This window comes from Brevundimonas kwangchunensis (assembly GCF_039523815.1).
GTDB classification, from domain to species: Bacteria; Pseudomonadota; Alphaproteobacteria; order Caulobacterales; family Caulobacteraceae; genus Brevundimonas; species Brevundimonas kwangchunensis.
The window spans coordinates 1-26272 of the sequence record NZ_BAAAGA010000006.1; the positions used below are offsets into that span (position 1 = coordinate 1).

Annotated in this window: 32 protein-coding genes, 1 tRNA gene and 1 pseudogene; 13 read left to right on the forward strand and 21 right to left on the reverse strand. The window is 68.0% G+C overall.

Annotated elements, in window-relative coordinates; all coding sequences use genetic code 11:
- From ABDZ95_RS12635 to ABDZ95_RS12650, 4 genes are all read right to left on the reverse strand, one after another.
- Positions 1–685 (reverse strand): MotE family protein (locus ABDZ95_RS12635; protein WP_343794312.1); only part of this gene is annotated, 685 nt, incomplete at its 3' end.
- A gap of 19 nt (positions 686–704) precedes the next feature.
- Positions 705–1253, reverse strand: coding sequence for a DUF6468 domain-containing protein (locus ABDZ95_RS12640; RefSeq protein WP_343794313.1), 549 nt, complete (start codon positions 1251–1253; stop codon positions 705–707).
- Positions 1253–2317: a flagellar motor switch protein FliM gene (gene fliM, locus ABDZ95_RS12645; RefSeq protein ID WP_343794314.1), complete on the reverse strand. Its 1065-nt coding sequence runs from the start codon at positions 2315–2317 to the stop codon at positions 1253–1255. Before fliM ends, ABDZ95_RS12640 begins: the two co-directional genes overlap by 1 nt.
- Positions 2314–2991 carry a flagellar basal body-associated FliL family protein gene (locus tag ABDZ95_RS12650; protein ID WP_343794315.1) on the reverse strand — a complete coding sequence of 226 codons (678 nt, stop codon included), beginning with the start codon at positions 2989–2991 and terminating at the stop codon, positions 2314–2316. The genes fliM and ABDZ95_RS12650 overlap by 4 nt, the downstream gene beginning before the upstream one ends.
- 175 nt (positions 2992–3166) lie before the next feature.
- On the opposite strand from ABDZ95_RS12650, the gene flgF reads away from it, so the two are divergent.
- Genes flgF through flgH form a run of 4 tightly spaced genes read left to right on the forward strand, consistent with a single transcriptional unit; the run spans position 3167 to position 6052 of the window.
- A complete protein-coding gene (gene flgF, locus ABDZ95_RS12655; RefSeq protein ID WP_343794316.1) occupies positions 3167–3904 on the forward strand; it encodes a flagellar basal-body rod protein FlgF in 738 nt (245 codons plus the stop codon).
- Between the two features lie 14 nt (positions 3905–3918).
- On the forward strand, positions 3919–4707 hold the full coding sequence (gene flgG / locus ABDZ95_RS12660; RefSeq protein WP_343794317.1) for a flagellar basal-body rod protein FlgG: 789 nt from the start codon (positions 3919–3921) through the stop codon (positions 4705–4707).
- Positions 4704–5303: a flagella basal body P-ring formation protein FlgA gene (locus tag ABDZ95_RS12665; RefSeq protein WP_343794318.1), complete on the forward strand. Its 600-nt coding sequence runs from the start codon at positions 4704–4706 to the stop codon at positions 5301–5303. The genes flgG and ABDZ95_RS12665 overlap by 4 nt, the downstream gene beginning before the upstream one ends.
- Positions 5304–5317: 14 nt before the next feature.
- Positions 5318–6052 (forward strand): flagellar basal body L-ring protein FlgH, encoded by a 735-nt coding sequence (gene flgH, locus ABDZ95_RS12670; protein WP_343794319.1) that lies wholly within the window; start codon positions 5318–5320, stop codon positions 6050–6052.
- Positions 6053–6109: 57 nt separating this feature from the next.
- On the opposite strand, the gene ABDZ95_RS12675 is transcribed toward flgH, so the two are convergent.
- The 5 genes and pseudogenes from ABDZ95_RS12675 to ABDZ95_RS15350 form a co-directional block, all read right to left on the reverse strand.
- Positions 6110–6490: a helix-turn-helix domain-containing protein gene (locus ABDZ95_RS12675; RefSeq protein WP_343794320.1), complete on the reverse strand. Its 381-nt coding sequence runs from the start codon at positions 6488–6490 to the stop codon at positions 6110–6112.
- Between the two features lie 49 nt (positions 6491–6539).
- The gene (locus ABDZ95_RS12680; RefSeq protein WP_343794321.1) at positions 6540–6818 is read right to left on the reverse strand and encodes a hypothetical protein; all 279 of its coding nucleotides are present in this window, start codon (positions 6816–6818) and stop codon (positions 6540–6542) included.
- A 157-nt stretch (positions 6819–6975) separates the two neighbouring features.
- The gene (locus tag ABDZ95_RS12685) at positions 6976–7314 is read right to left on the reverse strand and encodes a hypothetical protein (protein ID WP_343794322.1); all 339 of its coding nucleotides are present in this window, start codon (positions 7312–7314) and stop codon (positions 6976–6978) included.
- 145 nt (positions 7315–7459) lie between these two features.
- Complete coding sequence (locus ABDZ95_RS12690) at positions 7460–7708, reverse strand: hypothetical protein (protein ID WP_343794323.1); 249 nt, start codon at positions 7706–7708, stop codon at positions 7460–7462.
- Between the two features lie 115 nt (positions 7709–7823).
- Positions 7824–7991: pseudogene (locus ABDZ95_RS15350) on the reverse strand (response regulator transcription factor); the annotation flags it as partial.
- Between the two features lie 218 nt (positions 7992–8209).
- On the opposite strand from ABDZ95_RS15350, the gene ABDZ95_RS12695 reads away from it, so the two are divergent.
- From ABDZ95_RS12695 to ABDZ95_RS12710, 4 genes are read left to right on the forward strand one after another with little or no spacing between them, the layout of a single operon-like run.
- Entirely contained in the window at positions 8210–8677 is a 468-nt protein-coding gene (locus tag ABDZ95_RS12695) for a hypothetical protein (RefSeq protein WP_343794324.1), read from the forward strand.
- Between the two features lie 39 nt (positions 8678–8716).
- The gene (locus tag ABDZ95_RS12700; RefSeq protein WP_343794325.1) at positions 8717–9151 is read left to right on the forward strand and encodes a hypothetical protein; all 435 of its coding nucleotides are present in this window, start codon (positions 8717–8719) and stop codon (positions 9149–9151) included.
- A gap of 16 nt (positions 9152–9167) precedes the next feature.
- Entirely contained in the window at positions 9168–9671 is a 504-nt protein-coding gene (locus tag ABDZ95_RS12705; RefSeq protein WP_343794326.1) for a hypothetical protein, read from the forward strand.
- A 49-nt stretch (positions 9672–9720) separates the two neighbouring features.
- Positions 9721–11514, forward strand: coding sequence for a DUF885 domain-containing protein (locus tag ABDZ95_RS12710; RefSeq protein WP_343794327.1), 1794 nt, complete (start codon positions 9721–9723; stop codon positions 11512–11514).
- Here the strand turns inward: ABDZ95_RS12710 and ABDZ95_RS12715 are convergent.
- The 3 genes from ABDZ95_RS12715 to msrA all read right to left on the reverse strand — a co-directional run bounded on the left by ABDZ95_RS12715 (position 11511) and on the right by msrA (position 13092).
- Positions 11511–12029, reverse strand: coding sequence for a cytochrome C (locus tag ABDZ95_RS12715; RefSeq protein WP_343794328.1), 519 nt, complete (start codon positions 12027–12029; stop codon positions 11511–11513). The two genes, ABDZ95_RS12710 and ABDZ95_RS12715, sit on opposite strands and share 4 nt — an antisense overlap.
- A gap of 62 nt (positions 12030–12091) precedes the next feature.
- A complete protein-coding gene (locus ABDZ95_RS12720) occupies positions 12092–12436 on the reverse strand; it encodes an MmcQ/YjbR family DNA-binding protein (protein ID WP_343794329.1) in 345 nt (114 codons plus the stop codon).
- 2 nt (positions 12437–12438) lie between these two features.
- Positions 12439–13092, reverse strand: coding sequence for a peptide-methionine (S)-S-oxide reductase MsrA (gene msrA, locus ABDZ95_RS12725; protein WP_343794330.1), 654 nt, complete (start codon positions 13090–13092; stop codon positions 12439–12441).
- 131 nt (positions 13093–13223) lie between these two features.
- Between msrA and ABDZ95_RS12730 the strand changes: the two genes are divergently transcribed.
- The 4 genes from ABDZ95_RS12730 (at position 13224) to ABDZ95_RS12745 (ending at position 15942) form a co-directional block, all read left to right on the forward strand.
- Positions 13224–13313: transfer RNA gene (locus ABDZ95_RS12730), tRNA-Ser, on the forward strand.
- 305 nt (positions 13314–13618) lie between these two features.
- Positions 13619–14128: a hypothetical protein gene (locus ABDZ95_RS12735; protein WP_343794331.1), complete on the forward strand. Its 510-nt coding sequence runs from the start codon at positions 13619–13621 to the stop codon at positions 14126–14128.
- The gene (locus ABDZ95_RS12740) at positions 14101–14301 is read left to right on the forward strand and encodes a helix-turn-helix domain-containing protein (RefSeq protein WP_343794332.1); all 201 of its coding nucleotides are present in this window, start codon (positions 14101–14103) and stop codon (positions 14299–14301) included. Before ABDZ95_RS12735 ends, ABDZ95_RS12740 begins: the two co-directional genes overlap by 28 nt.
- A 171-nt stretch (positions 14302–14472) precedes the next feature.
- The gene (locus ABDZ95_RS12745) at positions 14473–15942 is read left to right on the forward strand and encodes an alpha/beta fold hydrolase (RefSeq protein ID WP_343794333.1); all 1470 of its coding nucleotides are present in this window, start codon (positions 14473–14475) and stop codon (positions 15940–15942) included.
- A gap of 90 nt (positions 15943–16032) precedes the next feature.
- Here ABDZ95_RS12745 and ABDZ95_RS12750 read toward each other — a convergent pair whose 3' ends face one another.
- From ABDZ95_RS12750 to ABDZ95_RS12780, 7 genes are read right to left on the reverse strand one after another with little or no spacing between them, the layout of a single operon-like run.
- Positions 16033–16716, reverse strand: coding sequence for a response regulator (locus ABDZ95_RS12750; protein WP_343794334.1), 684 nt, complete (start codon positions 16714–16716; stop codon positions 16033–16035).
- Positions 16717–16722: 6 nt separating this feature from the next.
- Positions 16723–19386: a DUF4118 domain-containing protein gene (locus tag ABDZ95_RS12755; RefSeq protein ID WP_343794335.1), complete on the reverse strand. Its 2664-nt coding sequence runs from the start codon at positions 19384–19386 to the stop codon at positions 16723–16725.
- A 1-nt stretch (position 19387) separates the two neighbouring features.
- The gene (gene kdpC / locus ABDZ95_RS12760) at positions 19388–19972 is read right to left on the reverse strand and encodes a K(+)-transporting ATPase subunit C (protein WP_343794336.1); all 585 of its coding nucleotides are present in this window, start codon (positions 19970–19972) and stop codon (positions 19388–19390) included.
- Positions 19972–20709: a TorF family putative porin gene (locus ABDZ95_RS12765; RefSeq protein WP_343794337.1), complete on the reverse strand. Its 738-nt coding sequence runs from the start codon at positions 20707–20709 to the stop codon at positions 19972–19974. The genes kdpC and ABDZ95_RS12765 overlap by 1 nt, the downstream gene beginning before the upstream one ends.
- Before the next feature lie 29 nt (positions 20710–20738).
- A complete protein-coding gene (gene kdpB / locus ABDZ95_RS12770) occupies positions 20739–22811 on the reverse strand; it encodes a potassium-transporting ATPase subunit KdpB (protein WP_343794338.1) in 2073 nt (690 codons plus the stop codon).
- Between the two features lie 15 nt (positions 22812–22826).
- Complete coding sequence (gene kdpA, locus ABDZ95_RS12775) at positions 22827–24536, reverse strand: potassium-transporting ATPase subunit KdpA (RefSeq protein WP_343794339.1); 1710 nt, start codon at positions 24534–24536, stop codon at positions 22827–22829.
- A gap of 12 nt (positions 24537–24548) precedes the next feature.
- Positions 24549–24635 carry a potassium-transporting ATPase subunit F gene (locus ABDZ95_RS12780; protein ID WP_425542996.1) on the reverse strand — a complete coding sequence of 29 codons (87 nt, stop codon included), beginning with the start codon at positions 24633–24635 and terminating at the stop codon, positions 24549–24551.
- A gap of 286 nt (positions 24636–24921) precedes the next feature.
- Between ABDZ95_RS12780 and ABDZ95_RS12785 the strand changes: the two genes are divergently transcribed.
- The gene (locus ABDZ95_RS12785) at positions 24922–25047 is read left to right on the forward strand and encodes a hypothetical protein (RefSeq protein WP_343794341.1); all 126 of its coding nucleotides are present in this window, start codon (positions 24922–24924) and stop codon (positions 25045–25047) included.
- Positions 25048–25156: 109 nt separating this feature from the next.
- Here ABDZ95_RS12785 and ABDZ95_RS12790 read toward each other — a convergent pair whose 3' ends face one another.
- Both ABDZ95_RS12790 and ABDZ95_RS12795 read right to left on the reverse strand, forming a co-directional pair.
- Positions 25157–25387, reverse strand: coding sequence for a hypothetical protein (locus ABDZ95_RS12790; protein WP_343794342.1), 231 nt, complete (start codon positions 25385–25387; stop codon positions 25157–25159).
- Positions 25388–25511: 124 nt separating this feature from the next.
- Positions 25512–26201, reverse strand: a complete 690-nt coding sequence (locus ABDZ95_RS12795) for an IS6 family transposase (protein ID WP_343794343.1) — start codon at positions 26199–26201, stop codon at positions 25512–25514.
- Between the last annotated feature and the right edge of the window lie 71 nt (positions 26202–26272).

Here is a 26272-nt window from a genome sequence, read left to right on the forward strand (position 1 = left end):
CCGGAGCCGGGGTCCCGGTCGTGGCGGCGGCGGGCGCGGCAGTGTCCGAAGCGGCGGCTGCGGCGCGGGCGGCCAGACGCTGCTGGGCCTCGAACCGACGGGCCAGACGCTCGGTCAGGACGCGGGCGGCGTCCGGCTCCATCTGCGCCATGACGGCCGCCAGCGACCGCGGGCGCATGGCGGCGGCGACCGGCAGGCGGACATCGTCGTCAAGCGTGGCGAAGACGCGGGCGGCTTCCTTGGGACGCATGGCCGAATAGACAGCGACCAGACGATCCAGCTCCTGCTGCTCGCGCTCGCCCACCTGTCCCAGCATGGCGGCGACGTCGCGCTTCACAGCCTCCAGCGCGGCGACCTTGGCGTCGAGCTTCTGCTCTGCGGCGGCCATCAGCGGCAGCATGGAGGCCAGATCCTGATCGCGGGCGTCCAGTTCGGTGCGGCGCTGCGACAGCGACTGGATGATGCGCAGCTCGGCCGGGGAGATCCCAGCCTGCTGGGCCAGTTGCTCGGGCGTCAGGGCGCAGACGGCGGCAGGCGGAGCGGACGGCGCGGCGGCTGGCACAGCCTCCTCGGCCCAGGCGCGCGCGCCTTCGAACAGGCCCGGCGCGACGCCGATGGCGCGGACCACCACGACGCCGCCGATGGCGACGGCGATCAGGGGCAGGAGGCGGGGGATCTTTCGCATGGCGATACTCGGGCGGGGATCAGGCGGCGAACAGGTCGTCGTCCAGTCTGCGGCGCGCCTGATTGAGGCTTTGCTTCGCAGACTGGTTAGCGGTCAGGGCGCCGAGGATGGCGCGAACGTTGTCGCGGCCTTCCGGCGCGCGGGCGGGCGCGGACAGGCCCTGGATGCGCTCGGCCAGCGCGGCCATGCGCAGGGCGCGCTCGTCGTCCTCGGTCGCGGCGACCGGGGCGGTGGGAGCCGGAGCCGGGCGCGGGGCCTCGCGAACCGGTTCGGCGGCGCGCGGCGCCGGAGCCGAAGGCGCTCGGGCGATCAGGGCCTCCAGCTGGGTCTTCACCTCGCGGGCCTTGATGATGCGGTCGTGCAGCAGGTCGGTCTCCTGACCCGAGGCGCGGAGCGAAGCCATGGCGGCCTCGGCGCGGCCGGCGGCCTGGTTCAGGTCGTTGACCGCCGAGGCGAAGGCCAGCTGGCCGGCGCGCAGGGCCGTCAGCTTGCGCTCCAGCCGCACACCGTAGCCCAAGGCCGCGACCAGCAACAGCATCAGCACGCCGTCCAGAATCATCCCGGTCATCAGCGTTTCCCTTTCGACAGGTGGGCGGCGGCCTCGACGTTCACCGGGGCCTCGACGCGCACGGCGATATGCTGGCCCTTGCGGCCCATGCGTCCGACGGTCAGCGGAATGGCGCCGGCGCGGACGGTGATCTCGGAGTCCGGGGTGGCGTTCAGCATCAGGGTGTCGCCGACCTTAAGGTTCAGCACCTGCGACAGCGGCACCTGCTGCTCGTCCAGCACGGCGCGGACTTCGGTCTCGGTGGTCCAGAGCTCGGTGGCCAGGTGGCCTTCCCAGATGTTGTCGCGGCCGAACTTCTCACCCATGAACTGCTGCAGCAGCATCTTCCGGATAGGCTCGAGCGTGGCGTAGGGCAGCAGCAGCTCGACGCGGCCGCCGCGGTCTTCCATGTCGATGCGCAGCTTCACCAGAATGGCGGCGTTGGCCGGACGCGCGATGGCGGCGAAGCGTGGGTTCGTCTCCAGACGATCCAGATTGAAGTGGACCGGCGTCAGCGGCTCGAAGGCGGCCTGGGCGTCGGCCAGCACGACCTCGATCATGCGCTGGACCAGCACCCGCTCGATGGTGGTGTAGGGCCGCCCCTCGATGCGCAGGGCCGCGGTGCCGCGACGGCCGCCCAGTAGCACGTCTACGATCGAATAGATCAGGTTCGAGTCGACCGTCAGCAGGCCGTAGTTGTCCAGCTCCTCGGCCCGGAACACCGCCAGGATGGCCGGCAGCGGGATGGAGTTCAGATAGTCGCCGAAGCGGATCGACGAAATGTTGTCGAGGCTGACCTCGACGTTGTCGCTGGTGAAGTTGCGCAGACTCGTCGTCATCAGCCGCACCAGGCGATCGAAGACGATCTCGAGCATCGGCAGACGCTCGTAGGACACCAGCGCCGAGTTGATGATCGCCCGGATGCCCGAGCGCTCGGAGCCGTCGTCGTCACCGAGGTCAAACCCGAGAAGGTTGTCGATCTCGTCCTGGCTGAGAACACGCTCGGAGACGGCCGAGCGATCTTCAGCCGCGTCATCGGGCTCGGCGAACGGATCCGTGCTCTCGGCGAACGCGGCGTCGGTCATCCGTTGTGCACCAGCATCTCTTCGATCAGCACGGCGTCAACCTTGCCCGGCGCGGCGATCAGATTGATGCGGCGCAGGATCTCGGCGCGCAGCTGGAAGCTGCCGGCCGAACCGGCGAGATCTTCGGGACGCAGTTCGCGCAGGAAGCTCTGGAACATGTCCTGAACCCGCGGCATCTCGGCCTGCAGGTGCTCGGCCAGCGCCGCGTCCTTCATCTCAAGCGTCAGCTTGAGTTTCAGCAGGGTGGGACGGCCCTGCGGCCCCTGAATGTTCACCAGCAGGTCCGGCAGGGTGTAGAAGGTGACGCCGTCAGGCCCCTCGGCGATCACGCCCAGCGCCGGATTCGCGGCCGCGTCGCCGCCTCCGCCGTGACCGCCGCCACCCTTCTTCTCCCCGTGGCCTCCGCCTTTCTTCTCGCCGTGGTCGCCGCCCTTTTTCTCGGCGCCGTGGCCATCGCCCTCGGCTGCGGCCGGCTTGGGCTGCATCAGCATGAAGGCCGCGCCGCCGCCTCCGCCCAGCACGATCAGCGCGGCGGGGATGATGATGAAGAGCAGCGGGATCTTCTTCTTGGCAGGCGGCGCATCGCCCTCCCCGCCTTCCGACACGGCGACGGCGGTCGATTCGTCGCCCGACGGCGCCGCCTCGTCCTTCTTTTTCTTGCCGAACTTCAACATGCCGACGCCCCGAGAATCTCAGCGTCCATTCCACCGTTTTTTGGTTAACGAGCCGTTTAGAACCGGCAAATCCTGCCGGGCGGCGCGACAGGCTTTACCGTGGAAAAGCCCGCCATTGCTGGATTAACCGTGTTGGCACGACCGTTGCGACGGGAGACGGCGAAAGGAGCCGCCCGTGGAAAACGCCGCCTACGTCGGACTGTCACGTCAGATGACCCTGCGCCGCGAGCTGGACATCGTGGCGAACAACATCGCCAACGCCGACACGACCGGCTTCAAGGTCGAACAGCTGCTGGTCGGAGAGGAAGTGGGCGAGCGCGCCCGCAACGCCTTCATCCGCCCCGGCGTCAGCTTCGTGCTGGACAACGGCGTCGGTCGCGACTTCAGCCAGGGCGCCCTGTCCCAGACCGGCCGCACGCTGGACTTCGCCATCGAGGGCGAAGGCGCCTTCTTCACGGTGCAGGACGGCGCCGATCAGGCCTACACCCGCGACGGCGCCTTCACCCTGGACGCCCAAGGACGGCTGACGACCGAGACCGGACACGCGGTCCTGGGCGACGGCGGCGAGATCGTCATCAATCCGGAACTGGGCCAGGTTTCCGTCGGCGCCGACGGCACGATCAGCCAGGACGGCGAGACCATCGGCCGCCTGTCGGTCGTCCGCTTCGACTCGCTGGGCGTGCTCGAGAAGAGCGGCGACGGCCTGTACCGCAACGCCTCCAACGCCGTCGCGCAGGAAGCGCCCGACGCCCGCGTTCGTCAGGGGATGCTGGAGGGCTCCAACGTCAATCCGATCCTCGAGATCACCAACCTCATCGAGATCCAGCGCGCCTACGAAAGCGTGACCCGGATGATCGAGAACACCACCGACCTGTCCCGTCGCGCCGTCGAGCGCCTCGGTCGGGCCGCTTAAGGGAAGGCCGGAACATGCGCGCGCTCAGAACCGCCGCCTCGGGCATGGCTGCCCAGCAGCTGAACGTCGAGGTCATCTCGAACAACATCGCGAACATGAACACCATTGGCTACAAGCGCCAACGGGCCGAGTTCCAGGATCTGCTGTACCACAACGTCGAGCGCATGGGCGCGCAGTCGTCCACCCAGGGCACGGTGGTTCCGACCGGAATCCAGATCGGTGCGGGTGTGAAGGCCGGCGCCGTCTATCGCATCACCGAACAGGGCACCCCGACCCAGACCGGCGGCCGATACGACGTGGCCATCGAGGGCAAGGGATACTTCCAGATCCTGATGCCGTCGGGTGAGACCGCCTACACCCGCGCCGGCAACTTCGCCGTCAACGGCGAGGGCCAGCTGGTCACCGACGACGGCTACGCCGTCCAGCCGAACATCTCGGTGCCGCAGGACACCGTCGACGTCTCGATCTCCAAGTCGGGTCAGGTGCAGGTGATCACCGCCGGTCAGACCGAGCCGACCATCGTGGGTCAGCTGGAGCTGGCGACCTTCTTCAACGAGGCGGGTCTGGAAGCCATCGGCGACAACCTGCTGCTGGAGACCACCGCCTCGGGCCCCGCCAACATCGGCTCGCCCGGCGACGTGGGCTTCGGCCAGATCCTGCATGGCTTCACCGAAGCCTCGAACGTCGATGCCGTGGCCGAGATCAGCGCCCTGATCATCGCCCAGCGCGCCTACGAGATGAACTCCAAGGTCATCACCACAGCCGACCAGATGCTGTCGGTCAGCGCGCAGGTGAAATCGTGAAGTCCCTGATCCTCGCCGCCGTCGCGGGCCTGCTCGTCGCCTCCCCGGCCTTCGCCGGCCCCGTCACCCTGAAGGCCAACCCGGTCGATCACGACGGCCAGGTCACCTTGGGCGACATATTCGACGGCGCCGGCGCGGCCACGAACGTGGTCGTCGGCCAGCGTGGCGGGCCTTCGCTGGTCTTCGAGGCCGGCCAGCTGCAGGGCATGGCCCGTCAGGCCGGACTGGACTGGGCAAATCCGACCGGGTTGCGCCGGGTCGTCGTACGCGCCGCGTCGGCCGCTCCGACCGTCGAGGGCGCAGCCGCCCCGACCGCGGCTCCGGTCATGGCCTCGATGACCCCGGCTCCGCGCGTCACCGCCGCCGGCCAGCGCATCATCAGCCGCAACGACATCGTCGAGGTGCTGTACGAGTCCAACGGCGTCCGCCTGACGATCTCGGGCCGCGCCGAAGGCAATGCCGCCGAGGGCCAGCGCCTCGCCATCCGCAATCTGCAATCCAACCGGATCATCGACGCCGTCGCCACCGCGCCCGGCATGGCCGTCGCCGGTCCCGCCGCACAGGCGCTTCGCGCCCAACAGTTCGCCGCCCGATAAGAGGGAAGCCCATCATGCGTACCGCCCTGATCGTCTCCGCCGCCGCCCTGTCGCTCGCCGCCTGCTCGACCGCCGTCGAGGCCGTTCGCGGCCCCGAGCTGGCCCCGATCGGCTATCCGGCCGCCCTCGTCCCGACCAGCCAGGTGTATCTGCCGACGCCGGAAGAGCAGCGGGCCGCCCGCGCCGCCAGCGCCAACAGTCTGTGGCGCGTCGGTTCGCGCACCTTCTTCGGCGACCAGCGCGCCCGCCGCGTCGGCGACATCCTGACGGTGAACATCAACATCGACGACCGCGCCGAGACCCAGAACTCGACCAACCGCAGCCGCTCGAACGACATTTCGGGCGGCGTCACCAACCTGCTGGGCCTCGAAAACGCGCTTGGTCGGGCCTTCCCGGGCGGGTTCGACCCGGCGAACATGGTCGGCATGGAAGGCCAGGCCAACGCCAGCGGACAGGGCTCCGTCAGCCGGGCGGAGCGGGTCAACCTGACCATCGCCGCCGTCGTCACCGACGTGATGGCCAACGGCAATCTGGTGATCCAGGGCCGTCAGGAGGTCCGCACCAACCGCGAAGTGCGCGAACTGACCGTCGCCGGCATCGTGCGTCCGGAGGACATCTCCTCGGCCAACACCATCGCCCACACCCAGATCGCAGAGGCTCGCATCTCTTACGGCGGTCGTGGCGACATCAGCCGCATGCAGGCCACGCCGGCCGCACAGTCGCTTGTCGAGCGTTTCAGCCCGTTCTGATCGCGGCTTGAAAGTCGGGTTCAGCGAGGGGCCGAAAGGCTCCTCGTCCAATTTTGCCTAGCGGCGATCGCGTTTGGCGAAATCGCGGGCGATGGCGACCAGCAGTTGGCGCTGCTCCGGAGCCATGGAGGCGAAGCATTCGGCCAGCACGCGGCCGTCCTTGAACGCGCCGATACCCGCGGCGGCCTCTTCGTCGGTCTGGCCCTCGGGATCGGGGAACAGGCAGTTCACCGACACGCCCAGCGCCTTGGCCGTGCGCACCAGCATCGAGGCCGAAACGCGGTTGGCGCCCCGCTCGTACTTCTGGATCTGCTGGAAGGTGACGCCGACGGCGGCGCCGAGTTGGGACTGGGTCAATCCCGCCTGGGTGCGCTCCGCACGGATCCGCGCGCCGACGTGGCGGTCAACGGGATCAATGGCATCGACATCAAACGGCATGGGCGACTCCTTGCGGTCAGGCTTACCCCACTGCTCTCAAATCGCAAGGTTACGCAAGGTCAGGTCGTCGTGTTCGCCACGCGCCGACGGCCAGGGCGGCCAGTTGCCCCCAACTCCATAGGTAGTAGGCGCTGAAGTAGCCCCACTGCTCGAGTTCAGGCCGCATGGCGAAAGTGACGTGGGTGGCCACAATCAGAAGCTGAAACCCGGCCGCCGCGACAGGCCACAGGCGCTTCGCAAAGACTGCCAGATACAGAAGATAAATCAGCAGGCTCACATCTATTGCGAACAGCGGCCACGACAGGTTGGTCTGATCGTTGGGCGCCAAGGCGGACCCGCCCAGGCCAGGGCGATGACGATAGCGGCCTGTTTCTCCAGCCGCCCGCCCCGCCAGAAGGCGACGAGCACTGTGACCGCGAGCGCGACGAACCCGGCATAGTAAAAGATGACGCGGGCCTCCCCTGCCCGCGCCATCCTTGTCGCGATCAGCCGACGAGGGCAAGCTGCCCGCGGGGCCGGGGCACGGGCTCATCCGACTTCTGCCCGCCGCCGACGGCGACGGCGCGATAGGGCGAGACGGCTTTCAGACGCGCCAGCTCCTCATGCACCGCGATCATGGCGCTGCGCGACTGCACCTGTCCGGCCATGGACTCCATCACGGCCTGGAACGCCGCCTGGCCGACGGTCGACGCCATGCCGGAGTTGGCGCGGGCTTCCGGCAGGGCCTGGGCCAGCACGCCGATCTTCCGGTAGGCATCCTCGATCGCCGCTTCCGCCTCGAAAAGCTGTTCGGCGAGGTTCTTCGCTACATCCACTCGTTTCATGATGGGCCTTCTCTCGATGAGATTGGGCGCGATCAGGGAGCGACCTCTCCGTAGCGCAGCCACTGGAAGAGGAAGGCCACCTTCTCCGCGCCGATGAACACGGCCGCCGTCGCCGCCACAAAGGCCGCGAAGCCGACCACCAGGGTCAGGCGTGCAAACGGGTGGTCGGAGCCTGGGGCTGGAAGTCGCCATCCATCAGGGCGAACCCGATGCACAGCACTTCGCGGATCGTCTCCTCGACCGGAAGAAAGGCCGCCTGCTTGCGCGTACCCTCAACCAGATGCCGGACCATCAGCCGTTTGGCCTCCGTATCCGCCAGTTCGATCATGACCGCTTCCAGCTGCTCCCAACGCATGGTCGGGAACATACCCCTGTGACTTGTGGTCTGGCTCATGCCGCCTCCCTTTCGCCGGGTCATCGAGCCGGATCGGGGGGCGTTGGGCGATGGGGGACGGGTCCCATTCCGAGTCGTTCGGTAGGCCTTCCTCGGCCGTCAGCATCAGGGCGGCGGTGACGCGATCGCCGGCCTGCAGCTTGCGCATCGCCTTCTCGCAATGCCGGTCGACGGTGGACGGGCTGATGCCCAGCCGGCGGGCGATCTGCTTGGACTGCATGTGGGCCGCGACGAGGCGCAGACACTCCCGCTCCCTTGGCGTCAGCAGTTCGATCGTGCCCATGCGTTTGTTCCGTACCCGACAGGCTTAACCAATCCTCACGGTTGCAGCCCGTCAACCGGGCATGGCCGTCCGGCGCACCGGCCCGCGGTTTCCGGACGGGACAGCTACCTGCAGAGCACACCTCTCGTTCAAGGATTACTCAATGGCGACAATTCAAGCTCTGCCTTGAACCGTTAACGGGGCAACGGCGTTAGCCGGACAGATGTGAGTTTTGTCCCATGCTGAAGTTCGCCCTGCCCGCCACCGCCGCCCTCGCCCTGATCGCCGTCGCCGCCCAGTCCAGCGCGACCGACCAGAACGACGACACGCGCGTCGGGGGCATGGGCTGGCACCTCAGCGAGGAGCCGGGCATGGCCAAGCTGGCCTATGGCGTCGCCAACTCCGACCAGCTGGCCCTGCTGATGACCTGCGAACGCGGCGCGGCCCAGACCGTGGTCTATGGCGAGGTGAAGCCTGTCGGCCCGCAGATGGTCCATGCATCGGCCATGGCGCCGATCGATCCTCTGAGCGGCGGACTGGCCGACGAGGTCAGCATGTCCACGACCTCGGCAAGCCTGCAGCGCCTGAAGACCGCCGGCCGTCTGCAGGTCGAGGGCGAGGCCGGACAGTTCGAATTGACGGCCACCCGCAGCGAGCGTCAGGCGATCGCCGCCTTCTTCGCCTATTGCGGAACCGGCCGGGTCTGACCAGATTTCCTGTCCGGATCATCAGCGGGGGCTGACCCAATGCTAATCGCCATTGCCGCCGCCAGCCTGCTGGCGACCGCCGTCCAGGACTCGCCGGCCGAAACCGCCTGGACCTGGACGCTGTACGAGGACGATCCGATCGTCCTGGCCAACGAGGTGCCGGACACGGCCTACCTGCGCAGCACCCTGCAGTGCGATCGCGGGTCCAACGTCGCCAGCCTGACCCTCTATGGCGGGGAGGGCGCCACCGGCACGGCGCGCGTCGCTGCCGGAGACTCTTCCGCCATGGCCGCCGCCGAACCGGCGAGGGGCGGCGGCCTCAAGCTGACCCTGCGCACCGATCACCCCGCCTTCGCGGCCTTCGGCGCGACCGGACGGCTGGGCGTGGCCATCGGTGAACAGCGCCGCTCGGTCGAGATCGCACAGCCGCACCTTGCCAAGCTGCGCCGGTTTGCGGAACTGTGTTCGGGTTGATGCACCGGAGGGACCGATGCGCCTGATCACTGTTCTGGCCCTGTCCGGCCTGTCCCTGACCGCAGCCGCCTGCGCCAGCGGACCGATGGAGCCTGCCTCACTGTCGACCGGCTCGGGATCGCCGCAACCGGCCGAGAACTACGACTGGTTCCTCAGCGAGGACGGCGACGAGGCCCGCCTGGCCTACGGGCTGGAAGAGAGCGACGACCTGCGTATCGGTCTCGACTGCCGCCGCGCGTCCGGAAAGCTGGATCTCAGCGCCATCGCCAAGGCCGGCGCCCGCTCCGAAATCCATCTGGAATCCGGCGGCGACACCGAACGCTATCCGGCGCACAGCGAGCCTTCGGAACTTCATGACGGCCTGTTCCTGACGGCCGCGGCGCGCACCAGCGAGCCGGTGTTCCAGCGCTTCCGCCGGGTCGGCTGGCTGGCCGTCTGGCAGGGCGAGGAGCGCAACGCCTATGCGCCCCATCCCCAGTCTGCCGAGCGGATCGAGCGCTTCTTCGCCTTCTGCGGTTGACGCCCGCGCCCGGTCAGGGTGCAGTCCCGCCCGATCCGGGAGGGACATCATGAAAACCGTCGTCGCCGCCAGTCTGGCAGCCCTGCTTTGCGCCGCCGCCGCGCCCGTTCTGGCGCAGACCCCGCCCCCCGTAGCAGTCCGGGCGCAGGCCGAGGATCCGGCGCTGGCCTCCATCCTCGCCGACTACGAGGCGTGGCTGCGTTCGGTCGATCCCGTCACCGCGGGCATGGAAGGCGACCGCGCAGCCCGGTCCCGGATGTATGACACCTCGCGCACCTTCGAACTGGCGCAGGAGCCGGTGCTGAAGGCCTTCGCAGAACGCCTTGAGGCCATCGACCCGGCCACGCTGTCCCCTGACGACAGCCTGAACCATGCCTTCCTCGCCTATGTGCTCAAGCGCTCGCTGGATCGCATCCCGCTGGACACCGGCCGGATCGACGCCTTCAGCTCCGAGGGCGGACCGGGTCAGAACCTGGGCTATCTCGCCAGCGTCACCCGCATCACCAACACCGCCGACGCCGAGGCCTGGATCGCCCGGCTGGAGGCCATGCCCAAGGTCTATACGGATCAGCTGGCCAACGCCCGCCGCGGGCTGGAAAGCGGTCTGGTCCAGCCCCGCTCCATCGTCGAGAACGCCCTGTCGCTGATGGAGCCAGAGGCGGCCCTGACGCCCGACGCCGATCCGCTGCTGAAGCCGTTCACAACCCTGCCCGCCTCGATCCCCGCCGACCGTCAGGCCGAACTGCGCGCCCGCGCCGCCGCCGTGGTCGCCGATCGGATCGCGCCCCAGCGCCGCGAATGGGTCCGCTTCCTGCGCGAGGACTATCTGCCCGTCGCGCCGGAAACGCTGGGTCTCGCCCACCGTCCGGGCGGGCGCGAGCTCTATGCCTATCTGGTGCGCGGCTTCACCTCGACGGAGATGACGCCGGACGACGTCCACACCCTGGGCCTTCAGGAAGTCGCCCGCATCCGCGCCCGCATGGACCAGGAGATGCAGGCGGCCGGCTGGACCGGCGACTTCGCCGGCTTCCTGAACTTCCTGCGCACCGATCCGCAGTTCTACGCCACTACCCGCGAAGGCCTGATGGAGAAGGCGTCAGAGATGGCCAAGCGCGCCGACGACGGCCTGCCGGCCCTGTTCGGCGCCCTGCCCCGCACCCCCTACGGCGTGCGCGAGGTGCCGCGCGAGATCGAGGCCAACTACACCACCGGCCGCTACTCCCCCGGCTCGATGGAGAACGGCGTGGCCGGCGGTTATCTGGTCAACACCGGTCGGCTGGACCAGCGCCCGCTGTACGAGTTGCCCGCCCTGACGCTCCACGAGGCCGCACCCGGCCACCACATCCAGATCGCCCTGCAGCAGGAGGCCGAGGAAGGCCCCTATTTCCGCCGCAGCGTCGACGTGACCGCCTTCACCGAGGGCTGGGGACTGTATGCCGAGTTCCTGGGCGAGGAGATGCGCTTCTACCGCACGCCCTACGAGCGGTTCGGCCGCCTCAGCTACGAGATGTGGCGCGCCTGCCGTCTAGTGGCCGACACCGGCATTCATTGGCTGGGCTGGGACATCGAACAGGCCCGCGCCTGCTTCCGCGACAACTCGGCGCTGGCTCCGCACAACATCGAGACCGAGCTGCAGCGCTACATCGGCTGGCCGGGCCAGGCGACGGCCTACAAGGTCGGGGAGATCCGCCTGCGCGCCATCCGCACCCGCGCCGAACAGGAGCTGGGCGACCGCTTCGACGTCCGCCGCTTCCACGACGCCCTCCTGGTCGACGGTCCACTGCCGCTGGCCCTGCTGGACCAGCGGATGGACCGCTGGATTGCCGACGAGAAGGCGCGCTAGCCGCCGGTCGGCATCACCGGCATCATGTTCTCGTAGGGCGTCGTCGGCGTCTGGCCGGGTGGAAGGGCCGTCGGCGCAGGCTCGCCCGCCAGCGGCAGGGACTTGATGTAGCGATACAGCGCCCGCTTGTCGGGCTCCGCCATCGCGCGGACGCTCGGCCATGGCATAGGCGCGGAATCTTCGCGGGTCGACAGCATCTCGACCCAGGCGTCCTCCGTCATGCCCGCCACGGTCCGACGCAGATTGTGCGGATAGGTGGTGCCCCACGGGCCCATGAAGCCCATCCCCGAGCCCTTCAGCCATTCGGACTCAGGCACCTTGCCGCCGCTCGGCGCATAGCCGGGCGTATGGCAATCGTTGCAGCCGCTGGTCATGACCAGATAACGCCCGGCCTCGATATCGGTGGCGGCCACGACGTGCGGGCCGGCCTCCGACGTGCTGACATCGACCCGCGCCTGATCACAGGCGGCGAGGCCGACACCGATCAGCGTCAGCCCAATAAGTTGTCTGATCATCCTTGTTCTCCCCCGACGAGAGAAGAGAACATTGTTTTTCAGAGTCGTGCAATCGCGCGCGATCAGCCCAGACCCAGTTCGGCCCTCTGCTTTTTCGTCAGCTTCGCCGCGATGATCGAATGGGCGATGGCGAAATGTTCGGCCAGTTCGTCGTCGAGCCAGGCGGCCGGCTCGGGCAGGTTCACCCACTTCGCCCGCGCCAGGTAGGGCGCCGGACGGGCGCGGCCGTCCTCGGTCAGCACCGCGAAGGCGATGTCGGAGACCTTGAACGACACCCCGCCCTGCTCGCCGACCATCACGAACATCTTGCCGCCGACACGATAGGCGTCGTGATGCTCGCCGAACGGATGGTCCAGCGTGGCGCCGGGCAGGGACAGGCAGACCTTGCCTATCCCCGCCCGGTCCATGCTCAGGCCTCGACGCCGACGCCGACGCCAATCGGGCAGGTCACGCCCGTCCCGCCGATGCCGCAGTAGCCGGCCGGGTTCTTGGCCAGATAGCCCTGATGGTAGTCCTCGGCGAAATAGTAGGGCCCTGCCGGCGCGATCTCGGTGGTGATCTCGCCCCGCCCCGCCCTGGTCAGCGCGCCCTGATAGGCGTCGCGCGCCGCCTCGGCCTCGGCCTTCTGGGCCTCGTTCAGATAATAGATCGCGGACCGGTAGGTGGTGCCGATGTCGTTGCCCTGACGCATGCCCTGCGTGGGGTCATGGTTTTCCCAGAACGCCTTCAGCAGTTCGCCGTAGCTGATCTCCGCCGGGTTGAAGACGACCTGGACCACTTCGGTATGGCCTGTGCGGCCTGTGCAGGTCTCTTCATAGGTCGGGTTGGGCGTGTAGCCGCCCGAATAGCCGACGGAAGTCACCCAGACGCCCGGCAACTGCCAGAAGATCCGCTCCACGCCCCAGAAGCAGCCCATGCCGAAGATGGCGGTCTGGAAGCCCTCCGGATGTGGCCCTTTCAGCGGCCGGCCACTGACGAAATGCACCTCGTCGGTGTGCAGGGGCGCGGCGCGGCCCGGCAGGGCGGCGTCGGGCGCGGGCATGGTGGTCTTCTGGCTCAGCATGGGAGAACTCCGGACAAATCCCTTGCGCACCATATGGGGCCTGAAACGACGCTTGCCGAGGGGGTTCGACTGTTCTAATCAGCGCCCCTCGCCGGATCGACCGTCCGGCGGTTCACGCACGTCGTGGAAACGGACAGGTGGCGGAGTGGTCGATCGCGCACGCTTGGAAAGCGTGTGTACGTGAAAGCGTACCGAGGGTTCGAATCCCTCTCTGTCCGCCACTCGCCCTCCCCGTATGTCTCTGTATCTGCGTCCCCGACGGGGAGACGCCGCGTACGGGCGCTTCGGCGCAGCCAAACTCCTGCAATCCGACCTTGGATCAGCGCTGTTCCGCGCCGCTTTGCGGCACACTCTGCGCGGCCGTCTCTGCGCGCCAATGATCCGGTGGAGTTTCCCTGCGATCAGGGAAATTATCAGGGATTCCGCCATGCCTGTCCCTTGTGCGCACGCCGTAAGCGCCAGCGAGACCGCGAGAAGCGGGGGATTTGTCGAAGTCCATACCTATCCCACGCTCGCCGGGCGGAAGATGTTCAGCCGCAAGGCCGGCGAGCCGCTCCACCCGGAGTGGGCGCCGCTGGAGTACCTGACGTCGATGGAGCAGAGCATCGGCAAGGCTTTGTTCGCGACCCAGTACCAGCAGCGCCCGGCGCCGGCCGGTGGGGGCCTTGTTCAGGCGGAATGGTTCCAGCGCTATGCGAGGGAGGATCGACCCAAGCATTTCGACGAGATCATCCAGTCCTGGGACACGGCCAACACCGTCACCCAGTGGGCGGACTGGACGGTCTGCTCGACATGGGGCCGGCTGGGCGAAAGCATCTATCTGCTCCACGTCGACCGGGAGCCACTACTGTTCCCGGATCTGGTGAGGGTGGTGCGACGGCTTGCCGACCAGTTCGACCCGACGGTCGTGCTGATCGAGGATCACGCCTCGGGCACCCAGCTGCTCCAGGTCCTGCGCGAGCAGGGGTTCGGCGGCTCTTCTCCGACGAGTAATCGCTCCGCATGGATATGCGCAAGCTCGTCGGACAGAACGTGAAAGAGGCTCGCCTGACAGCAGGCCTGTCGCAGGAGCAGCTCGCCGAGCGCTCGGGGTTCAGTCAGCAGTATCTGTCCGGCCTGGAACGCGGGCAGCGAAATCCGACGGTCGTGACACTGTTCGAGCTGTCGCAGGCGCTGAACGTGACGCCGGTTGATCTGATCCGGCCTTAGGTCGGCTTGGCGCCAACAGCGGACATTGCCTCCTTCCCGAGAAGCAGACCTCAGCTCACGCCCGACGAGTGAACTGCAAACGCTGTTTCTGACGGCGCTTGGTCCCTTACCGATGATTAAGTTGCGCCAAGCGCTAGTGGTCGCGACGGTCGCCTCGAAACAGGGATCGACATGTTCAAACCAATCATCCTGTGCCTATCGTTGGTCACAGCCATCCCCTCAACAGCGCTCGCTCAGGCCACGCCCTCGCGTTCGGCGTTCGAGAGCGGACCGTGCGCTGTCGAGATCGCGCCCGATGAGAAGATCGAGTGCGGAATGCTCAGCGTTCCCGAGAACCGGGCCATCGCCGACAGCCGTCTGATACGGCTGCCAGTGATGATCTTCCGTAGCCGGTCGTCCCAACCTGTTGCAGACCCGGTGATGTTCCTGACGGGCGGCCCGGGCAACAGCGCCCTGACGGGCCAGCGGTCAGGACGAAGCAACCCCTTCCTCGACCAGCGTGATCAGGTGCTTCTGGAACCGCGTGGCGCCCGCCTCTCCACCCCGGCGCTCGACTGCCCGGAAATCATCACGGCGAAGCGTGAGATCGCGGCCGGTCGGCTGAGGGCCGAAGCGGCGGACGATGGCCTCGTGGCGGCCGCCTCTACGTGTCGAGCGCGGCTCGTCGGCGCCGGTGCGGACCTGAATGGCTATAATTCGGCGGAGGCCGCGGACGATATCGAAGATCTCCGCGTCGCCCTTGGCTATCCGCAGCTCAATCTCTACGCCCTGTCCTATGGAACGCGCCTGGCCCTGACAGTGGCGCGTCGTCATCCAGGGTCGGTAAAGGCGATGGTCCTCGACTCCGCCTTGCCGCCGGAAGTCGGCTATGACGAAACCGCAACCGCGAACACATGGCGAGCCTTGAACGCCGTCTTCGACGGCTGCGCCGTGGATCCGGCCTGTGCCGCCAGATGGCCGAACCCAAGGGGCGATTTCGAAACTCTGGTCTCCCGCGCCGATAGCGAGCGACTCCCGTTCAGGCTGACGGATCCTTCCATCCACGTCCGCGGCGCCCAGGTCGTGCAGGGCGTCGCGGCGGCCCTCCAGGACCCTCGCCGCATTCCGCTGATCCCTCGCGCCGTGGGCGATGCGCTGGCGGGGCGTTACGAAGAGTTGGCAGCTTGGATTGGCGGGGCGCAGGACCCTGCGTCATTCAGTTGGGGACTGCGGCTGTCTGTGTGGTGCGGCGAAGAGATGCCGTTCGAGAACGCGGACAGGGTTCGCGCCCAGACGGCGCCGGTAAACGGATTGGGCGGCATCGACCCCAGAGCCGCATCGCCTGAGATGTGCGACGCCTGGGGCGTTGCATCAGCGGCGTCCTCTGCGAATGAGCCGGTCGTCAGCGACACGCCGACCCTGATCCTCGCCGGCGAGTTCGACCCCTCCACGCCGCCTCAGTGGGGCCGACGTCTGTTGGCCAACATGCCCAAGGCGTTCTTCGTCTTGATGCCAGGCCTGAGCCATGGCGCGAGCTTCAATGCCTGCGGTGGTCGGATGGCCTTCGACTTCATCAACGACCCGACAGCACCTCCGACCCTGACCTGCGTTTCAAAGCTCGCCGGGGCGGATTTCTCCGCTAGCGCAGCAGAGCAGAGATAGGCCGCCTGCCTGCGGATGGCGGTTGCGACCTGGTCGCGCCGCCGCAACGCGCCAAAACCGGACATTGACGTGCAGCCGGAGAGCAGACGTTCAGGCCTCCAGGCGGTAGCCGATGCCTGGTTCCGTGAGGAGCAGCGCCGGGCTGGCCGGATCGATTTCCAGTTTCTGCCTCAACTGCCCCACAACAACTCGGAGGTATTGAGTGTCGTGCGAATGGGCCGCTCCCCAGACCGCGGTCAGCAGGTCGCCGTGGCCGATCACCTTGCCCCGGTGGCGGGCCAGATGGGCGAGGACCTCGAACTCCTTGGGTGTCAGCTTCACCACCTCGCCGGCCTTGCGGACCCGGCGATACTCCAGGTCGATCGACACCTCGCCGGCCTCGATCGGTCCGGTCGCTTCGGGCGTCGTCGCGCGCAGACTGACGCGGAGGCGGGCCAGCAGTTCGCCGACGCCGAACGGTTTCTCGACATAGTCGTTGGCGCCCAAGTCGAGGGCGGCGATCTTCTCGGCCTCACGGTCCCGGGCTGACAAGACGATGATTGGGCCGGCGTAGAACTCCCGCGCGCGCGCCAGCACATGCTTGCCGTCCATGTCGGGCAGGCCGAGGTCCAGTACGACCGCGTCCGGCGACCAGAGGGCAACCCCGCGCAGACCCTCCTGCCCGCTGTCGGCGCGCTTGGGCTCATAGCCGGCGGCATCCAGAGCCGGGGACAGGAAGCGGTGGATCTGGGGCTCGTCGTCGATGACGAGGATGACGGGGCGGACGGCGGACATGATCGATTATAGCAGGTCGCGATGGGTGGCGATCGCCTTGGGCAGGCTGATCAGAATGCGGGTGCCGTGGCCGTTGGTGATGGGACTGGCGGCGGCGATGCGGCCGCCCATGGCCTCGACGAAGCCCTTGGCGATGGCGAGGCCGAGACCGGCGCCCTTGGAGCGGTCGGAGGGCTGATCCATACGGCGGAATTTGTCGAACACGCGTTCGAGCTCCGGCGTCGGTATCCCCTTGCCCTCGTCCTCGATGGAAATGACGACCGAGCCCCGGTCCTCATAGGCGGCCAGTTCGATGGTCGAGCCATCGGGGCTGTAGGTGATGGCGTTCTCGAGGATGTTGACGACGGCCTGCTCGAGCAGGCCCTGATCCAGCATGACGAGGCTGAGCTGGGCCGGGAAGTCCCGGGTCATGACGCGGGTCTCGAGCCGGCGTGAGACCCGCTCGGCGGCGGCGTTCAGGACGTCGCGCACATCGACCCAGTCGGCCCGGACGTTCAGCCCTCCGCCCTCGAGGCGGGTCATGTCGAGCAGGTCGCCGACGTAGCGGTTCAGCCGCTCGGCCTCCTCGCGGATGCTAAGCAGCAGGTCGTCGCGCACCTCGGGCTTCAGGGTGTCGCTGTAGTCGATCAGGGTGGTCGAGGCGCCCAGCACGGTGGACAGGGGCGTGCGCAGGTCGTGGCTGACCGAGTTCATCAGTGCGCCCCGGAAGCGGTCGGCGCGGCGCAGGCTTTCGGTCTCGACCGCGTCGTTGGCCAGACGCGCGCGCTCCAGCGCCACGGCGCCCTGGTCCAGCAAGGCGAGCGCCAGCCGCTCTTCGTCGGAGCCGGAAGCCAGGGCGTCGGCCTCTATGCCCGCGACGCCCGCCCTGCCCCGCACGCCTTCCAGCGGCCGGAAGGTCCAGCTGGTGTTGGGCAGGGTGCCGGTGCCGTGGCCGGTCGGTTCGCCCCGCTCCCAGGCCCAGCGGGCGGCGGCCATGGCGGCGGAGCCCAGCGTCTCGGCCTTGGGCGCGCTGGCGGCCAGGGCGATGTCCTCGCCTTCGGGCAGCAGGACCACGGCCTTGGCGCCGGCGGCGGCAGCGGTCTGCTCGGCCAGCACGCGCGCCGTATCGGTGACCCCGTCGGCGTCCGTCAGGCTCTGGCTGGCGACCAGCAGGGCCGAGACCGCCGACGCGCGCCTCTGCGCTCGCCGCGCCTGATCGCGCACCCGCCCGGCCAGATAGCCGGTCACCAGGGCCACAGCCCAGAAGACCAGCAGGGTCAGGATGTCCGTCGGCGAGCCGATGGAGAAGCTGTAGCGCGGCTCGAGAAACAGGAAGTTGTAGGTCAGGAATGCGGCCGTCGCCGCCGCCAGCGCCGGGCGCAGGCCGTAGAGGACGCCCGCCGCCAGCACGGCCGACAGATAGACCACGCCCAGATCGACCCGCTCGAACGACTGGTCGAGCATGAGGGCCAGTCCCGTGGCGACCGCCACGAAAGCCGCGCCGATGGCGTAGCCGGGCCAGTCCGGCCGCCCCGGGCGACGCGGCGGCGGGGGCGCGGCGGCCTCGGTCGTCCGGTCGGTGACCACATGGATCGCCGCCCCGCGCGCCGACCGCAGCAGCTCGGCCGCCAGCGAGCGGCCGAACAGTTCGCTCAACCGGCTGTCGCGTCCCTTGCCCAGCACGATCTGGGTGACGTTGTTGCGGTGGGCGTAGTCCATGACCGCGCGCACCATGTCGTCGCCGCTCAGCGCCACGGCCCGCCCCCCCAGCTGTTCCGCCAGCTTCAGGGCGTCCGCAATGCGCGCCGCCCGCGTCGCGTCCGAGGCGGCCGCGCTGGGCCGGTCCACGTGCGCCACGGTCCAAGGCGCGTCCATCATCATGTCGGACAGCCGGCGCCCGGTGCGGACCAGATCGGCGGTCATGGCGTCGCCGCCGACCAGCACCAGGATCCGCTCGCCCGCCGCCCAAGGGCCCGACACCCCCTTTTCGCGCAGGGTGGCGACCAGCTGGTCGTCCACCGTCTGGGCCGCCCGCCGCAGCGCCATCTCGCGCAGGGCCGTCAGGTTCTCGACCTTGAAGAAATTCTCGGACGCCAGCCGCGCGGTCTCGGGCACATAGACCTTGCCCTCGGCCAGCCGCTTGCGCAGCTCCTCGGGGGTGATGTCCACCACCTCGATGTCGTCGGCCTTGGACAGGGCGCCATCCGGCACGGTCTCGCGCTGGCGCACCCCGGTGATGCGCAGGACGACGTCGGACAGGCTCTCCAGATGCTGGACGTTCAGCGTGGTCCAGACGTCGATCCCGGCCGCGAGGATCTCCTCGACGTCCTGCCATCGCTTCGGATGGCGCGAGCCCGGCACATTGGAGTGGGCGTATTCGTCGACCAGCAGAAGGTCTGGACGACGGGCCAAGGCACCGTCGATGTCGAACTCCATCAGGACACGGGATTTGTAGTCGATCGGCTGGCGCGCCATCACTTCCAGCCCGCGCAGCAGGCTTTCGGTCTCGCGCCGGCCGTGGGTCTCGACCACGCCGACAACGACATCGCCGCCCTCGGCCTTTCGGCGGCGGGCGGCGCGCAGCATTTCGTAGGTTTTGCCGACCCCGGGCGACATGCCCAGGAAAACCTTCAGCCGGCCCCGCTTTCGCGGGACCGGCCGGGTCGGATCGGTGGGGAACCCCTCGCTCAACTCAGGCGCCGGCCGGCGCCGGGAAGCGGGCGTCGAGCGCGCGGTTGGTCATGAGGACATTGACGTGCGGCTGGCCGATGAAGCCCAGAAGCGCGCCTTCGGTGTGCTGGCTGATCACGCGACGGATCTCCTCGACGGGCGCGCCCCGGGCCGCGGCGATGCGGGCGGCCTGACGCTGAGCGTATTCCGGCGAGATGTCCGGGTCGAGGCCCGAGGCGGAGGTCGTGACCGCGTCGGCGGGCACCGCGCCCGGACCGTCGGCGGCGCGGATGGCCGTCGCCGACTCCGCGACGCGCGTGGCCAGATCGGCGTTCAAAGGACCGTAATTGGAGCCCGAGGAGGCGGAAGCGTCATAGCCGTCGCCGGCCGCGGTCGGGCGCGGGTGCAGATAGCCGGCGCCCGCGAACGGCTGGCCGATCAGGGCCGAGCCGACCACGGTTCCGTCGGCACTCCGGACCAGGCTGCCGTTGGCTTGGTTCGGGAACACGGCCTGAGCCGCGCCGGTGACCAACAGCGGATAGCCGAGGCCGAGCAGCAGGGTGAAGAAGGCGACCGTCACGATCGCCGGGCGAAGGGAGCGGATCATCAGAAGGTCGCCTTCAGGCTGGCGACGGCGCGGCTTTCGTAGATCTGGCCGAAGTCGTGCTCGTCGGTGTCGTGGTAGCGGAGATCGACCGCCAAGGTGTCGGTCAGGGCCCAGGCCGCGCCGATGTTCCAGGTCGTGTAGTCGAGGTCGGAGGACAGCCACTGGCGGCCGACTGCGCCTGAGACGGTCCAGCGATCGGCCGGAGCAAAGGCGGCGTTGACCTCGGCATAGGTGGCTTCATCTTCCGAGGCGCCGAAGAAATCGGGCGACCAGAAGACGGCGGCGCCGACCGTGGCCGGACCGACCGCGCGCGAGGCAGCGGCTTTCAGCTCGACGTAGTCGTAGTCCAGCGCCTCGGGCTCGTCATACAGATAGCCGACGACGCCGAAATCCCAGTTGAAGCCGCCGGACTCGGGGCGGACGCCGGCGTAGACGTCGGCTTCGATCCCCGTGTCGTCATCGCCCGCGAACGAGACGTTCGAGGCCCAAGCGCCAGCGTAGAAGACGCCGCTGGTCATGTCGACGCCGGCCGAGATGGCCGCGTCCTCTTCCGTCTGGCTGACGCCCCGGAAAACGTAGTCCGAGACGACGGCGACGTTGGCCGACCATTGCGGGCCTTCGGCGTCCTGGGCCTCGGCATGGCTGGCGACGCCCCAGACGACCAGGGCCACCAGACAGGCGCCGGCGAACCAGACGTCGTTCGCGCCGGAGGCGCGGAAACGGGATTTGCGGGTCATGGATTGAACTTTCACGAGAGACATCGCGGTCACGCCAGGCCGAGGCCGGAGATGACCAGATCGATCAGCTTGATGCCGATGAACGGGGCGACCAGGCCGCCGAGGCCGTAGATCAGCAGGTTGCGGGACAGCAGCTTTCCGGCGCCGACGGCGCGGTATTTCACGCCGCGCAGGGCTAGCGGGATCAACGCCACGATGACCAGGGCGTTGAAGATCACCGCCGACAGGATGGCGCTCTCGGGGCTGTGCAGGCCCATGATGTTGAGCGCGCCCAGCGCCGGCAGGCCGACCACGAACATCGCCGGGATGATGGCGAAATACTTGGCCACGTCGTTGGCGATGGAGAAGGTCGTCAGGGCGCCGCGGGTGATCAGCAGTTGCTTGCCGACCTCGACGATCTCGATGACCTTGGTCGGGTCGCTGTCGAGGTCGACCATGTTGCCGGCCTCGCGGGCGGCCTGGGCCCCGGTCTGCATGGCGACGCCGACATCGGCCTGGGCCAGGGCGGGGGCGTCGTTGGCGCCGTCGCCGCACATGGCGACCAGCCGGCCCTTCGACTGTTCCTCGCGGATCAGGCGCAGCTTGTCCTCGGGCGTGGCTTCGGCGAGGTAGTCGTCGACGCCGGCTTCCGACGCGATGGCGGCGGCCGTCACCGGGTTGTCGCCGGTGATCATGACGGTGCGCAGGCCCATGCGGCGCAGGTCGGCGAACCGCTCCTTCACGCCCGGCTTGACCACGTCCTTCAGGTGGATGACGCCGACCAGAGCGTCGTCCTGCGTGACGGCCAGGGGCGTGCCGCCCGAGCGGGCGATACGGTCCACGGCGGCGCGGAACTCGGCCGGAGCCTTGCCTTCGTCGATGCCGAGCGACTTCAGGACCGCGTCGACGGCGCCCTTGCGCCAAGACGATTTGCCCGATTCGAGGCCCGACTGGCGGGTCACCGCGCTGAACGGGATGACCTTGGCGCCCGCGGGCTGCTCGATCACGACGCCGGCGTTGCGGCCCAGTTCGATGATCGAACGGCCTTCCGGGGTCTCGTCCGCCAGCGAGGCGGTGACGGCGGCGCGCAGGGCGGCCTCGGGACGCACGCCCGGAACCGGGATGACTTCGGTGGCCATGCGGTTGCCGAAGGTGATGGTGCCGGTCTTGTCGAGCAGCAGGGTGTCCACGTCGCCCGAGGCCTCGACGGCCCGGCCAGAGGTGGCCAGGACGTTGACCTTGAGCAGACGGTCCATGCCCGCGATCCCGACGGCGCTCAGCAGGCCGCCGATGGTCGTCGGGATCAGGGTGATGAACAGGGCGCCCAGCACGATCGGATCCAGCGATACGCCCGAATAGGCGCCCAGACCCAGCAGGGTCACGACCGCGATCAGGAACACCAGCGTCAGACCGGCCAGCAGGACCGACAGCGCCAGTTCGTTCGGCGTCTTCCTCCGGTTCGCGCCCTCGACCATCGCGATCATGCGATCGAGGAAGGTCGAGCCCGGGGCCGAAGTGATGCGCACCTTGATCCAGTCCGACACCACGGTCGTGCCGCCGGTCACGGCCGACCGGTCGCCGCCGGCCTCGCGGATCACCGGGGCGCTTTCGCCGGTGATGGCCGCTTCGTTGACCGAAGCCACGCCCTCGATGATCTCGCCGTCAGAGGCGATCACGTCGCCGGCCTCGACGAGGATGATCGAACCCACCGCCAGTTCATGCGCCGGGGTTGGAACCACGGTGCCAGTCTTGGGGTCGACGATCAGCTTGGCCTTGGTCGTCACGCGGGTAGCGCGCAAGGAATCCGCCGCCGCCTTGCCGCGCCCTTCGGCAACGCTTTCGGCGACGTTGGCGAACAGGACCGTTGCCCACAGCCATATCGCCAGCTGGATGGCGAAGCCCGCCGACTGTCCGGCGCCGATGGCCGCCGCCGCCGACATCGTGGCGAGCAGGGCCACGATCCAGGTGACGAAGATCACCGGGTTGCGCAGCAGGTGGCGGGGGTTGAGCTTGACGAAGGCCTCGCCCAGCGCGCGGCCGATCATGGCCCCGGTCAGGCCGCCAGCCAGCGAAGGCTGACGCGGTCGGTCGTCCGACAGGTCTTCAGGGTTTGCGAAGGTCATTTCAGGGTGTCCAGGTCACGCCCCGGCCGCACCGGCGAGCATCTGGAAGTGCTCGACGATGGGTCCGAGAGCGAGGGCGGGGAAGAACTGCAGCCCGCCCAGAATGAGGATGACGCCGATCAGCAGGCCGATGAAAAGCGGACCATGGGTCGGCAGGGTGCCGGCGGACGGCGCGAGCTTCGGCTTGGCTGCAAGCGCGCCGGCGATAGCCAGCACCGCCACGGCGGGCACGAACCGACCCATCAGCATGCCGAGGCCCAGCGTCGTGTTCCACCAAGGCGCATTGGCGGTCAGGCCGGCGAAGGCCGAGCCGTTGTTCGCGGCCGCCGAGGTGTAGCCGTACAGGATCTCGGACAGGCCATGCGGGCCGTCGTTGAGCAGGCCTTCTAGCGCCGTCGGGAAGACGGCGGCCACGGCCCCAAAGCCCAGGATGGCCAGCGGCAGGACCAGCACCGCGATCATGGCGAACTGGATTTCGCGCGCCTCGATCTTCTTGCCGAGATACTCCGGCGTGCGTCCAACCATCAGGCCGGCCACGAAAACCGCCAGCATGGCCATGACGACCATGATCGCGATGCCCGAGCCGATACCGCCCGGCAGGATTTCGCCCAGCTGCATCAGGAACATGGCCAGGCCGCCCGACAGGGGCATGGAGCTGGCGTGCATGGAGTTGACCGAGCCGTTCGAGGCGCCGGTGGTCGTGGCTTCCCAGACGATGGAGGCGGGAACGCCGAAGCGGACCTCCTTGCCTTCCATATTGAGAGGCTGCTCGATCCCGGCGGCGACGAGCGCCGGCGCAGGCCGGGTTTCGGCGGCGTACATGGCGGCGGTGGCGGCGGCCAGCAGCACAAAGGCGGCGACCACGAGAGCGCGGACGTCCTTTTGGGCCAGCACGCTGCGGCCGAAGGCGAAGAAGGCCGCCCAGCCGAGCACGTTGATCGAGACGGCCGTGATCAGATTGGTCAGGGCCGAGGGGTTCTCGAGCGGGTGGGCCGAGTTGACGTTGAAGACGCCGCCGCCGTTGATGCCGAGCTGTTTGATGGCCAGCTGCGACGCGGTCGGGAACAGGGAGATGGTCTGCTGGCCCCCCTCGACGCCGGTCGCGACGACCGAAGCCGACAGGCTCTGGACCACGCCCAGACCTGCCAGAACCAGCGCCAGGATCAGCGAGGCCGGCAGCAGCAGATACAGGGTCGTGCGGGTCATGTCGGCCCAGAAGTTGCCGACGCCCTCGCCCCGATTGGCGACGAAGCCGCGCGCCAAGGCCGCCGCGATCGCGGCGCCGGTGGCGGCGGACAGGAAATTCTGGACCGTCAGACCGGCCATCTGGCTGAAGGTCGACATGGTCGTCTCGCCGCCATAGCTCTGCCAGTTCGTGTTGGTCACGAAGCTGACGGCCGTGTTGAAGGCGAGATGCGGCGACAGGCCGTCGAACCCTTGCGGGTTCAACGGCAGGCCGCTCTGCAGGCGCAGCAGGCCATAAAGGACCAGGAAGCCGACGAGGTTGAAGGCCAGCAGGGCGCCGGCGTAGCCGAGCCATCCCTGGCTGCGGCTCGGGTCGACGCCCGAAGCCTTGTAGAAGACGCCTTCGACGGGCCGCAGGACCCGATCAAGCCAGGTCTTCTCACCATTCCAGACGCGCGACAGATAGATGCCCAGCGGCCATGCGATCAGCACGGACAGCCCGAGCGTAAGGGCAATTTCCGCCCAGCCTTGAAAAGTCATGACGGCGGCTCCCTAGAACCGCTCGGGCCGCAGCAGCGCCGCGACAATGTAGACGGCGACGGCGACCGCGCCGACGCCCCACAGGATGCCGACGATCATCGTCACACCCGCTTCAGGAAAAAGGCGAGCGCGGCGAAGGCCAGAAAGGCCCCGCCGCCGATCGCCAGAAACAGAACATCGGCCATGCCGATCGCCTCCGACTTGATGGAGACGGCACAAGGCTCCCGAACGGCGTAAGCGCGCCATTCGGGTTTTGTGACGGCGCATAAGGAAAACATAAGGGCGGGCGTCGCCGCTTACGCCGGCCTTATGCGGGCGCGGGCGATCCGCATGGCGCGCTTACGGGCGACGGGTGTGGAGTGACAACCTTCGAAAGGAGGTCCCCGTGACCCGCAATCATCTCCTCCGGCTTTCCACACGTCCGACGACCGCAAGCCGGCCCAGCGTCTGGCGGATGACCATGGACGTGCTGGGCCAGGCCTTCGGCGTGCGCCCGGAGACCCGCCGATGATGGCCGGCTATTGCTCCAGTCGTCACAGCCCGGCGACCGAAGGCCGCCGTCGTTACAACGTCGTCCCCCCGCGAATGGCTGGAGCATCTTCCTTCGATGGGGCGTGCACTCACACCTTCGCAAGCCGGCGAGCGGCCGAAAGGATCGCGGCGACGCTCCAGCGACCAGCGGACTGGCTGGGAGGCCGCCGATGATCGACCTCCCTCCTCCGCCGCCGGGCATCGTGATCGAGCGCCTCGGCGAACTCTGGCGGGTCACGCGATCCGACGGACTGTTTGAAGGCGTCTTCGTGGACCGCCAGCTTGCCTTGCGCGAAGCGGCCAATGAACTCGACGCTCATGGCCCGGCTCGGGATTCACCTCCGCCAACCCGGCTTCCGAGCTAAATATCCAGCTGCTCGGATAGCTCCAAAGAGTGCTGTCAACTTAACTCCAAGAGCTGGCTGAGTAACACCAGCATCGACCTCACGACGCGGCTGCTTGCCAAGCTTGGTGCGCGGCAGATCGGAACTCCCGCAACGTGGCCCGGCTGGTCAGATGACGCTGGGTGTAGAAGGTGTTGTAGATGGCGGCGTGAGTGGTCAGGAACCGCTGCGCCGACCCTTGCGACTTGAAACCCAACATTTGTCGCTCCCGCTTTCGGATCGGCAGATGCGAGTTCTCAATACGGTTCTCCTGCAGCCGACCGGGCCGATGGAGCCCGAGCACACCCAGCGTTTCGGCTGCCGTGACATATGACCGAAGTCCATCTGTTGTGATGGTCTTCGGCTTAACTGTCGGATCACGCAGGAGCTTTGTCAGGAATAGAGTCGCCGCGGCTGCATCTCGCCGCCTATGGACGGTCGTGCCCAAGACCTCGCCCTCGTCATCAACCGCGCGCCAAAGGTACATGTGCTTGCCCTCAATCCGACTGACCATCTCATCGAGATGCCATCGGGCCGAAGGCGCCGGCCGCCGCCGCTTCAGGTTCTTGGCTATCTTAGGTCCGAACTTTCGGGTCCAGCTCCGAATGGCCTCGTACGAGACGTCCACGCCCCGCTCAGCCAAGATCTCCTCGACGTCTCGAAAGCTCAGCGAGAAGCGAAAGTATAACCAAACCGCTTGGCGGATCGTAGCCGGCTTATGCCGATGACGCTTGGAACAAATTTTTCCCATAACCCTCTGTCCCACATCACCTTTTGGCTAAACAGTGGAGACGAGTTGTCGTTGGACTGACAGCACCTTCC

Bases quoted from the DNA above. Each gene is read 5' to 3' on its own strand.
- ABDZ95_RS12640 (WP_343794313.1), bottom strand. From the start codon at position 1,253: ATGACCGGGATGATTCTGGACGGCGTGCTGATGCTGTTGCTGGTCGCG.
- fliM (WP_343794314.1), bottom strand. From the start codon at position 2,317: ATGACCGACGCCGCGTTCGCCGAGAGCACGGATCCGTTCGCCGAGCCC.
- ABDZ95_RS12650 (WP_343794315.1), bottom strand. From the start codon at position 2,991: ATGTTGAAGTTCGGCAAGAAAAAGAAGGACGAGGCGGCGCCGTCGGGC.
- flgG (WP_343794317.1), top strand. From the start codon at position 3,919: ATGCGCGCGCTCAGAACCGCCGCCTCGGGCATGGCTGCCCAGCAGCTG.
- flgH (WP_343794319.1), top strand. From the start codon at position 5,318: ATGCGTACCGCCCTGATCGTCTCCGCCGCCGCCCTGTCGCTCGCCGCC.
- ABDZ95_RS12675 (WP_343794320.1), bottom strand. From the start codon at position 6,490: ATGCCGTTTGATGTCGATGCCATTGATCCCGTTGACCGCCACGTCGGC.
- ABDZ95_RS12685 (WP_343794322.1), bottom strand. From the start codon at position 7,314: ATGAAACGAGTGGATGTAGCGAAGAACCTCGCCGAACAGCTTTTCGAG.
- ABDZ95_RS12690 (WP_343794323.1), bottom strand. From the start codon at position 7,708: ATGAGCCAGACCACAAGTCACAGGGGTATGTTCCCGACCATGCGTTGG.
- ABDZ95_RS12695 (WP_343794324.1), top strand. From the start codon at position 8,210: ATGCTGAAGTTCGCCCTGCCCGCCACCGCCGCCCTCGCCCTGATCGCC.
- ABDZ95_RS12700 (WP_343794325.1), top strand. From the start codon at position 8,717: ATGCTAATCGCCATTGCCGCCGCCAGCCTGCTGGCGACCGCCGTCCAG.
- ABDZ95_RS12705 (WP_343794326.1), top strand. From the start codon at position 9,168: ATGCGCCTGATCACTGTTCTGGCCCTGTCCGGCCTGTCCCTGACCGCA.
- ABDZ95_RS12710 (WP_343794327.1), top strand. From the start codon at position 9,721: ATGAAAACCGTCGTCGCCGCCAGTCTGGCAGCCCTGCTTTGCGCCGCC.
- ABDZ95_RS12715 (WP_343794328.1), bottom strand. From the start codon at position 12,029: ATGATCAGACAACTTATTGGGCTGACGCTGATCGGTGTCGGCCTCGCC.
- ABDZ95_RS12720 (WP_343794329.1), bottom strand. From the start codon at position 12,436: ATGGACCGGGCGGGGATAGGCAAGGTCTGCCTGTCCCTGCCCGGCGCC.
- msrA (WP_343794330.1), bottom strand. From the start codon at position 13,092: ATGCTGAGCCAGAAGACCACCATGCCCGCGCCCGACGCCGCCCTGCCG.
- ABDZ95_RS12735 (WP_343794331.1), top strand. From the start codon at position 13,619: ATGTTCAGCCGCAAGGCCGGCGAGCCGCTCCACCCGGAGTGGGCGCCG.
- ABDZ95_RS12740 (WP_343794332.1), top strand. From the start codon at position 14,101: ATGCGCAAGCTCGTCGGACAGAACGTGAAAGAGGCTCGCCTGACAGCA.
- ABDZ95_RS12745 (WP_343794333.1), top strand. From the start codon at position 14,473: ATGTTCAAACCAATCATCCTGTGCCTATCGTTGGTCACAGCCATCCCC.
- ABDZ95_RS12750 (WP_343794334.1), bottom strand. From the start codon at position 16,716: ATGTCCGCCGTCCGCCCCGTCATCCTCGTCATCGACGACGAGCCCCAG.
- kdpC (WP_343794336.1), bottom strand. From the start codon at position 19,972: ATGATCCGCTCCCTTCGCCCGGCGATCGTGACGGTCGCCTTCTTCACC.
- ABDZ95_RS12765 (WP_343794337.1), bottom strand. From the start codon at position 20,709: ATGACCCGCAAATCCCGTTTCCGCGCCTCCGGCGCGAACGACGTCTGG.
- kdpB (WP_343794338.1), bottom strand. From the start codon at position 22,811: ATGACCTTCGCAAACCCTGAAGACCTGTCGGACGACCGACCGCGTCAG.
- kdpA (WP_343794339.1), bottom strand. From the start codon at position 24,536: ATGACTTTTCAAGGCTGGGCGGAAATTGCCCTTACGCTCGGGCTGTCC.
- ABDZ95_RS12780 (WP_425542996.1), bottom strand. From the start codon at position 24,635: ATGATCGTCGGCATCCTGTGGGGCGTCGGCGCGGTCGCCGTCGCCGTC.
- ABDZ95_RS12790 (WP_343794342.1), bottom strand. From the start codon at position 25,387: ATGAGCGTCGAGTTCATTGGCCGCTTCGCGCAAGGCAAGCTGGCGGTC.
- ABDZ95_RS12795 (WP_343794343.1), bottom strand. From the start codon at position 26,201: ATGGGAAAAATTTGTTCCAAGCGTCATCGGCATAAGCCGGCTACGATC.